Annotated in this window: 11 protein-coding genes; 4 read left to right on the top strand and 7 right to left on the bottom strand. The window is 34.0% G+C overall.

Annotated elements, in window-relative coordinates:
* Window positions 1-787: 787 nt before the first annotated feature.
* Window positions 788-2,341 (top strand): RepB family plasmid replication initiator protein, encoded by a 1,554-nt coding sequence (locus WDM69_RS10010; RefSeq protein ID WP_338755970.1) that lies wholly within the window; start codon window positions 788-790, stop codon window positions 2,339-2,341.
* A gap of 98 nt (window positions 2,342-2,439) precedes the next feature.
* Here the strand turns inward: WDM69_RS10010 and WDM69_RS10005 are convergent, their stop codons facing one another.
* From WDM69_RS10005 to WDM69_RS09985, 5 genes are read right to left on the bottom strand one after another with little or no spacing between them, the layout of a single operon-like run.
* Window positions 2,440-2,724 carry a hypothetical protein gene (locus tag WDM69_RS10005; protein WP_066888428.1) on the bottom strand — a complete coding sequence of 95 codons (285 nt, stop codon included), beginning with the start codon at window positions 2,722-2,724 and terminating at the stop codon, window positions 2,440-2,442.
* The gene (locus WDM69_RS10000; RefSeq protein WP_066888426.1) at window positions 2,705-3,013 is read right to left on the bottom strand and encodes a BrnT family toxin; all 309 of its coding nucleotides are present in this window, start codon (window positions 3,011-3,013) and stop codon (window positions 2,705-2,707) included. The genes WDM69_RS10005 and WDM69_RS10000 overlap by 20 nt, the downstream gene beginning before the upstream one ends.
* A gap of 9 nt (window positions 3,014-3,022) precedes the next feature.
* A complete protein-coding gene (locus WDM69_RS09995) occupies window positions 3,023-3,580 on the bottom strand; it encodes a hypothetical protein (protein ID WP_338755969.1) in 558 nt (185 codons plus the stop codon).
* 55 nt (window positions 3,581-3,635) lie between these two features.
* Window positions 3,636-4,376, bottom strand: coding sequence for a hypothetical protein (locus WDM69_RS09990; RefSeq protein ID WP_338755968.1), 741 nt, complete (start codon window positions 4,374-4,376; stop codon window positions 3,636-3,638).
* 12 nt (window positions 4,377-4,388) lie between these two features.
* Complete coding sequence (locus WDM69_RS09985; protein ID WP_338755967.1) at window positions 4,389-4,697, bottom strand: hypothetical protein; 309 nt, start codon at window positions 4,695-4,697, stop codon at window positions 4,389-4,391.
* A gap of 331 nt (window positions 4,698-5,028) precedes the next feature.
* Between WDM69_RS09985 and WDM69_RS09980 the strand changes: the two genes are divergently transcribed.
* Both WDM69_RS09980 and WDM69_RS09975 read left to right on the top strand, forming a co-directional pair.
* A complete protein-coding gene (locus WDM69_RS09980; protein ID WP_338755966.1) occupies window positions 5,029-5,697 on the top strand; it encodes a hypothetical protein in 669 nt (222 codons plus the stop codon).
* A gap of 18 nt (window positions 5,698-5,715) precedes the next feature.
* Entirely contained in the window at window positions 5,716-6,612 is an 897-nt protein-coding gene (locus tag WDM69_RS09975) for a relaxase/mobilization nuclease domain-containing protein (RefSeq protein ID WP_338755965.1), read from the top strand.
* On the opposite strand, the gene WDM69_RS09970 is transcribed toward WDM69_RS09975, so the two are convergent.
* Window positions 6,609-7,721, bottom strand: a complete 1,113-nt coding sequence (locus WDM69_RS09970; protein ID WP_338755964.1) for a Fic/DOC family protein — start codon at window positions 7,719-7,721, stop codon at window positions 6,609-6,611. The genes WDM69_RS09975 and WDM69_RS09970 overlap by 4 nt on opposite strands.
* The gene (locus WDM69_RS09965) at window positions 7,718-7,954 is read right to left on the bottom strand and encodes a hypothetical protein (RefSeq protein WP_338755963.1); all 237 of its coding nucleotides are present in this window, start codon (window positions 7,952-7,954) and stop codon (window positions 7,718-7,720) included. Before WDM69_RS09965 ends, WDM69_RS09970 begins: the two co-directional genes overlap by 4 nt.
* Window positions 7,955-8,147: 193 nt before the next feature.
* Here WDM69_RS09965 and WDM69_RS09960 point away from each other — a divergent pair, with 193 nt between their 5' ends.
* Window positions 8,148-8,804: a recombinase family protein gene (locus WDM69_RS09960; protein ID WP_338755962.1), complete on the top strand. Its 657-nt coding sequence runs from the start codon at window positions 8,148-8,150 to the stop codon at window positions 8,802-8,804.
* The last annotated feature ends 13 nt before the right edge of the window (window positions 8,805-8,817 follow it).

Genomic DNA, 8,817 nt, shown 5'->3' with positions numbered 1-8,817 from the left:
AACCGACAATTGTTCTTAATGCAATAGTTGTTTGTTAGAAAAACAAAAAAAATTTAACCAGTAAAAACAGTAAAGTGGTGTGCGATGTGTGGTGTTTGCTAGAAAGACAAAAGAAAAAAGGGGATATCAGACTGTGGTGTGCATTTGATGGCATGTACCAAAGTTTGCTGATGTTAGTTTGTGATGTTGCTTGGGTGATAAAATTGAATTTTCCTAAAACGCTCTAAAATGCGTTCTAAGCGTGTTTTTGGGTGTGGGTGGTAGGTTTGTACCTAAATTGATTTTCTGTGGCTCTAAGGGGCTTCTGTGTGCGTTCTGGGGCGTATTTTGTTTGGTACTGGTAGGCATGTGTTATTTTTACTAGAAAGACAAAAGAAAAAATAAATCAAAAACAACAAGCAAAACCGCTTTGCTAAGATTTTGTGGTTTTCGTGAATTTTTGCGGTTTTGCTTTTTATTATTTTTAATAACTTTTATACTTTTCTAATTTTAGGGAGGTTTTTTTCTTTTAAAATCAATAGGTTGAGACGAAATATGACGAAGTTTATGGTACTAAGTGCGAAGTTTATGGTACTAAGTGCGAAGTTTATGGTACTAAGTGCGAAGTTTATGGTACTAAGTGCGAAGTTTATGGTAAATATAACGAAAAATATTTTTAATTTTCATATTTTGTGTTATAATGACCTTGAAATCTTTGCTTTTGGTATATTCAGGTATTGATATGTCTAGAAAATTTTCAGAACTAACACGGTCTGAACAAATCCATTTCAACAGTTTGGTGGATTTCATGAGAGAGACTTGGAATGAAGATGTTCGCAACAAGCTCAAAGTGGTACAAAAATTTCATCTTGACCTAAACGACCCTGTTGTAATTGATTTTTTGACTGGGGTGTATGTGCCACCCCCACCCCCACCTACACCTGTGCAAGATGATATACCACCCCCACCAAAACCACTACCACCCCATGAAAACCCTGACAGGATTGACCCACCCTTTCCAATTGCTGATTTGTTTAAACGTACAGAGATGACACAAGAGCCGTCATTGCCAGCGGTTACTACAACCACAAAATTGGTTGAAGAAACAAAAAATAGAGAAATGACATATGCTAATAGTCAAGAGTTGATTGTTATTCAAAATCGTCTATTGCACGCCATCAGTAATTTAACGTTAAATGAGCGTAGATTGATTTTGTTTTTATCACCAATTGTTAGAAAACAGATTGAAAAAAATCCTACCAATCGTGTTTTTTACATCTTGGCACAAGAGTTTGCTGATGAATATAAATTAAAAGGAAAATCTTTTTATTCAGAGTTGGAAAAGGTTGCTGACAGTATTTTGGATAGAAATTTTTTCTTTTGGTATAAAACACAAAACGGTAAAGCTAAAAAAGGTGTTAATTGGGTTTCTGAATGTGATTATATTGAAAATGAAGCAAAAATTAAGGTAAGGCTTGATAATACAGTCATTGAAATGCTAACTGTATTTGATAAAACAACTGGTAATTTTTGGACGCAATATCAAAAAGAATGGATAATCAATTTAGGTGCTTATGGTATCATAATGCTTGAAATGGTATTAAGTTCCATGGAAAATAAAGGCTATTATACAATTGAACATTTGCGTGAAAAGTTTGATTGTGTGGAAACTTACAAAAAATTCTCTGATTTTAAATTGTATGTTATTAATAAGGCTATTAAAGAGATACATAAACATACACCAATTAAAATTGAGTATGAACAGCATAAAACAGGAAGAGCAGTAACTGGATTAACATTTTCATATATCAATACAAGTGAGCAAACTAAAAAAATACATGACAAAACAAAAAATAATGATAAACCACAAAATCCCAACCTATTTGTTAATTTTAAAATGACACCAAAACAATTAGCCGTATTTGGTGCAAAAGTTGCTAAAAAACTAGATAAAGACATTGAGCTTGTCATTGATGAGATAAGTAATGTGCATCTACAAGGTCAGTATGTAGAGTGCTTAAAAACGCTTGATTTTATACCATCAGAATGGTACACAGACGATGAGATAAAAGACCACCCTACCGCTGAACAGATTAAACAAGCCAAGGCAGATGAAAAGGCACGAGCAAAAGCTGAAAAAGAACAAAAACAGCAACAGCTCAAACAAGACTTTAAAAAGCTGGTTTCTTATGCTGACATATTTGTCCAAGCAAACTTAAACAAAGTATCAACAACAGGCATTGAACAGTTATATCTTAAAAACAAGAATTACACTGGCATCGTCCAAGTATGGGAGCATCATTTGCTAGATGAGAGAGAAAGAAAACGCTTTGCTTTGGTTGATGAGATTTTGGCAAGATAATCAGAATGTAGCCACAGACACCGCTGTATCGGTTTTTGTGGCTGGTTTTTAGGCTATTAAGACAAAGAAAAAATAGACTGGTTGCTAGGCGGTTCACATCACGCCATAGTCTTGCTTAATTGTGGTAACCTTGTCATTGCTAAGCGTATCATATCGTTAATATAGCGTTTGGTTTCAATGTCTTGATGACTAAGCCAATCAGACACATCTTTGTCTAGCAGTGGGCTCTCTGTTTGGTTCTTATTGGTGAGAGCTTTGGCTCTGTTATTGTCAAAATTTTGTAGAGATTTTGGGTAAATGTGTGTATTGCGATTTACTTTAACGGCTTGCATGTCTTGTTCGCTGTACCGCTCGTCATCATAATTAAATCTGTCTGTACGCATAGTAGCCTTCCGTTTGGTTGTGTCCAGCTTTAAAAGCTGTGATGATTTTGATATTTTGCTCGTCTATTTCAACCCACGCAACGGTAAGCAATCTGCTTTTGTTGCTTAATCCAACCGTTATCATACGCATTTCGTCATAATCAAATCGGTTGTCAATGTCGGTCATACGGTATGGGTCTTCAAAAACGGATACAGCTTCTTCAATCTCAATATTGCGTCTGTCATAAGTGGCATACCATTTGTCATCTCGCCAATGAAAGGTTACGCCATATATCTGAAAAGTTGGCATAATTTAGTCCTATCTTACTACAAGAAACACCAACAAACAAGAAACCACACCAACCACCAAACCTATCATACCAAATAACATCTCTCTTTTGCTAAAAGCATGGTTTTGTTTTTGTAGTGCCAGTATCTGATTATATCGCTCATCAATCTTAGCAAAGTGCCTATCAAAATTTTCACTATTTTCTTTTTCTTGGTTAATTTGCAATTTGGTTAAAAGCATGTTTAAATCTTTGGCCTTATCGTCAAAGCCTGTCAAAGTGGTTTCGCTGATGGTTTCAAGTTTGCTTGATACCGCTTCAACCACTTCTCTGATTTCGTGTTCCAAAATCTCTAATTTGACATTGTTTTTTAGGGCAATTTCGGCTATATCATCTTCAAAGCGAGAAGTGAAAATGCCAGCCCATTCTTTTAAGTCTTCTCGGTTGTTGATTAGGTCTTGACTGGCTTCTTTGATGATGTGCTTAAAACCAAGTATTGCTTCCACAAGGGGGTCATCTTCGGTTATCTTGGCGTTGGTACTTTTAAAAATTTCTTGAACTATTAACTCTTTTTCATTTGTTTCATTCATTTGGTTACTCCAAGTCAAAAAGGCGACAATATCGCTACTGTCGCCCTACCCTAATTTATGCTTGATTGAAAACTGCGTCAATTTGGGCGTTAATGTCCTGCTCTATGCGATGTAAGCGAGTTTTGCCAAAAAATTCAAATACTTTTTCATCTTCTCTAACATCTGCAAAAGTCATACCGTGTTTAATCATTGTTTTGAAGTCTTTTTCAAAAGTATCAGCATTTAGCTTTTTAAGTTTGATTGACCCAATGATATTGTCAAAAGTCTTATAGGCTTTTGTTTGAGTAAATTCAGTTGTTGGTTTTCCAAAATATTCATTTTCCCAAACAATAATACCAACATTACTGTAAGTTTCTGTTAGTTTGAGCAAGCATTTTTTTGTGTCATCTTCTGCTTGTCCATAATTGATTGGGATATGAATATACATTGTTTTATCAAAATCTTTGATAATATCAGGAATACCCATAATGGTTAAATAGTTGTTAAGTGGCAAATATTCACCTGAACCAGTATCAACCAAAAATGTTGAATTTTCACTTTGTAAAAAATCTTGCAAAAACACATCAAATTTAGATTGGTCTACAATGTTTTCATCATCTTTGATGATATCAATTTGCTTAACATTTAAGTTTTTATAACTTGACAATGTTTTATTATTTGGGTCAATATCAATAATAGATAGATTATTAACCTTATCTTTAAGATATTGAGCCATTAAAGAGCTGACAACACTCTTTCCAACTCCGCCTTTTGATTGCATTACAAAGTGAATGCTGTTTTCTAATGGATAGCTCATAACGATTTCCTTTTAACTAAAATAGTCTTTTAAATCAGTTTCTTCATCTTTTTCAAATAAAGGTTCTGATATGGTGGCCATTGGTGGTTTTGGTTTAAAAAATGGTTTTTTTTCTTCTGTTTTTTCAGCAACTACTTGATTAGAAAAATTATCTTTATTTTTTCTGTAAAGATACCCTATTGCCTGTGGTGTTACTTCAATGCCAAACTCACTTTTAAGGTGTTCAGCAATCACACGATAACTGTAATTGTGGTACTCATCATCACGCATTTTAACGATTTGGCGTATCGCAACAACAGGCACTTTGTCTTTTTTAGCCATAGTAAATCCTTAATTTTGACGTTTTAAAACATTATAAAACACTTTAAAACATTTGTCAAGGTCTAATCTATGATTTGAAAACATTTTAAAACATTGAAAAACGATTGCCAAGCATTTTTGAAAATAATTGAAAACAAAAACAAACATTTTAAAATAAAATCATAAAAATCAACCAATTATGGAAAACATTTGAAAACAAATAACAACCATACCTGCAAGCTCAACCCAAAAATCTGACCTTTTTTCTTTGTTTTTTCTATTGCAGGATAGGCTAACGCCGTCAAATATGGTATAATATTGTTATTATCATTGTTTGTTGGTTGGAGTGTTTATGTCAAAATCGCCTTTTAAGCTCTTGGGTTTAACCCAAGACCACAAAGATTTTTTGTATCGCTATGCTCAAAGTGAGCTTGGTTCGTCATCACGCACCAAAGCAATTTTGGCACTTATTGATAAGGCAATGTGTGCAGAAGCCACCCAAAATCAAAATGATTTTTCTGACAAAAATTTACAAGATGAATTAAGAATTCAAGCCATAAAAAATAAAAAAATTTATATAGAAAAACACCAACAGAAAATCCAAAATCGCAATAAGCAGATACAAGAAGCTAAGTTGCAAAAAGACCACCAATTAGCCCAAACCTTATCAAGAAAGAAAATATCTGTTGATAAGAAAAGATTACAAATATCACTTCCGATTTATGATTATGAGTATTTAGAAAAACTTGCAAATAACAGCAACAGTTCTATCCAATATTATACCATATCCTTAATATTGGAGCATTTATATAATCAAAAAAGATTGTTAGGAGATGAAATAGAAGTATTAAAAAAATCCAATTATGAATTGTTTAAAATCGGTGTCAATGTCAATCAAATAGCCAAAGCAAATAATGCTGGTGATAAGATGGAATTACCAATCAACCAGTTATATAATCAAATTCAAAAACATATTAAAGTTGTGCAAGATTTATTAAAATCTAGCACGGATATTTATTAATTTTATTGGACAGTTTTTATGGCAAAAATATATGATGACCCTGATTATTGGTTTGCTGGCACACCCAAAAAAACCAAAAAATCAGCAAGTAGTGGCGGTATGCCATCTTTTAGTGCTGTTAGACCAAATTATAATGCTAAAAAAACCGCTTTAAATGCAATCAAGGGCGTTAATAAAAAACTACCGCAAGTTGTGGTTAAAATCAGTGGCTCATCAAAAGGGGCTAATAAAGCCCAAGCCCATGCTGATTATATCGGTCGTAATGGCAAAGTTGAAATAGAAGACCAAGATGGCAATAAATACAAGGGTAAAAACGAACAAAAAGAGCTGTTGGGTGCTTGGCTGGCAATGGGCATGCACGACAAACACGAAACTGGTTCAAGGCGTGAAGCCTTTCATTTTGTATTCTCCATGCCTAATGGCACAAACCCCATTGCGATGAAAACGGCGGTAAAAAACCTTGTTAAAGAAGAGTTTGACGGTCATAAATTCTTTATGGCACAGCATTTAGATACAGACAGTCCCCATGTTCATGTATTGTTAAACGCCACCAATGACAAGGGCGAACGGTTAAACCCTAGAAAGCAAGATTTACACAATTATCGAGTGAATTTTGTGGAGAAATTAAGAGAGCAGGGCATAGAAGCCACAGCTACAAGGCGGATACACCAGTTTAAATACAAAGATAATAAACGCCAAGGTGTGATACACAAAGATGAGCGAACAGGGATAAAACAGAACAATAAAAAACCAACCGCCAGCCAATTAAAGACGATACAAGCCACACACAAAGATATTGCCAAACAGTATCAGGCTTATGTTGATAACTTACCAAGCAACCAAGCTGAATTAAAGACAGAAATTAAAAAATTGGTTGAGAATAGGGTGGTAAAAAACAGGGGCAGGGAGCGTTAGCGTCCTTTGCCCTTATCTTGATTGGGCAAATCAGGTAGGCTAATTTTACCACTGGCAATGTCAGGCAGTTTGCTTTGGATTTGTTCTAAAATTGCTTGTTGGGCGTTTGGTTTGTCATGGTATTTTGCTAATTGAGTGCTAATAAATAATTCTATGACTTTTGCGTTATTATCGGATATGGCTGGGTAGTCTTTTTTGATGTTGTCTTTGGTGAGTTTAGATTTTAGTTTTTCAAATTGCTCTTCATAATCTATGTTTTTATCTAATTTTGGTAGTGTTAATGTAAGAATATCATCTTTTTTAAAATTCTGCTTATTTAAATATTTCATATGCTCACAACTCGTAATTATAACGCTATCAATTACTAATGTATCACTTTCTTTTGTTAATTGTAATCCAAAGGTCTTTCCATCTGTTCCAATAAAATTGCCTTGATATGTGTTTCCAAAATGAGCGTTTGCAACAAACATGTTATTCCAACCGTCCAAACCCCAACCCTTATCACTACGCATCATCTGATTAAATGGTCTTAAATTATCAATCATCTGTTTATCTAAAACTTCAATAAATAATTCGTGCATTTTTTTTGGATTATTATCTTTAAATTCAATGCTTGCCTGTATCATTCTTTCTTTTGTGATTTCGCTAAAATCAATTTCGTAACCAGCCTGTTTTGCTACTTCTGTAATAAAAATTCTTTGCGTTCTTCCATTTCCTTCTCTAAAAGGGTGTAAGTTGTTTATATGTCCAAATAAATTTGCCAACTCTTTTGAAAAGATTTCTTTATCAAAACCAATAAGCCCATTGTTTTTTTTAAAATTTTTAAATATTTCTTTTGCATATACCTTTATTAGATATGGGGGTGTGAACTTAGATGTATCTAGGTCTTTTTGTAATGTCGTTGTTCTGATTTGCCCAGCCCACTCATAAATGTCTTCAAATAAATGCTTGTGAATTTGTTTAAGTCCTTCAAAGTCCAAAGAAAAACTTGGCATATCCAACTCTGCATTGCGAGTAATTTTTCTTTCACTTTTATTCAATGCTTGTTGGTCGGTAATGCCAAGTTTGTTTTTTAGAGTGCCATTATCTAATATATATTCATCACTCATACGCTATTTGCTGTCCATTCTCTAACGATGTTTTTTCTGATATTTGCTGGCACACGCTCATCAATTAACATTTGAAAAAAATCTTTTTCATCTTGGGTTTCATAAAGACCTTCTAATCTTGCATTATTGACAGCATTTTTGTTTCTCTCAATAACGATTTGTAATTCTTTATCAGTCATTGGAATAAAATCCATAGTTCTGATTTTATTGCGGTAGTAATTCAAGTCTTTCATTGTAAGCTCCAATTAACAATTTTTCTTTTACTATTATAACATATTTGGCTTCTTTTGATAATTATTTATTTCAATAGAGTACACCCTAATGAAATATATTATTATCCATTAAAAATATGTGTCAATAGGGTTTTATTGAAGTTTTGATATAAATATCTTATAATGACCGTCTTTTGATAAATTGACCATAAAGATGAAAGACCCATTAGACCAAGACCGCACCACCGATATAGAAGAATTTTTAAAAAACAACAAATCACAAGCAGTGGGCTATGTCAGAGTATCAAGCATTGACCAAAATACAGACCGTCAACTGGCTGGTCTTGCTCTTGATAGGGTGTTTACTGATAAGATGACAGGTAAGAGTAAAGAGCGTCCACAACTGCAAGCAATGCTTGATTATGTGCGTTATGGTGATATGGTGATTGTTCATAGCCTTGACCGCTTGGCAAGGAATTTTGATGATTTGCTTGCCATCATCAAAGAACTCAACCAAAAAGGCGTTAGCTTTAAATCCTTACAAGAAAACATCACCATCAATGCCACAGGTAATAACCCCATAGATGTGCTGATTTTGCATATTTTTGGGGCGATTGCCCAGTTTAACCGTTCACTCATTCGTGAAGCACAGCGTGAGGGCATTGCCAAAGCCAAAGCAAGGGGCGTATATAAGGGGCGTAAACCATCTTTAACCTGCGAAAAACAAGCCATCATTGAAGAGCGACTGGCACAAAAAGAAAAAGATTTGCAAAGCTACAAAGCCATCTCTTATCAAAGCATTGCCGATGAAGTTGGTGTCAGTCTTGCAACACTAAACCGTTATCTTGTTAAACGCAAAAAAGTGAATTAATATTGCAAATACA

The organism is Lwoffella lincolnii, assembly GCF_037201985.1.
Lineage (GTDB): Bacteria > Pseudomonadota > Gammaproteobacteria > Pseudomonadales > Moraxellaceae > Psychrobacter > Psychrobacter lincolnii.
The sequence above is the reverse complement of the archived record's forward strand: the minus strand, read 5'-3'. Positions and strand labels throughout refer to the sequence as shown.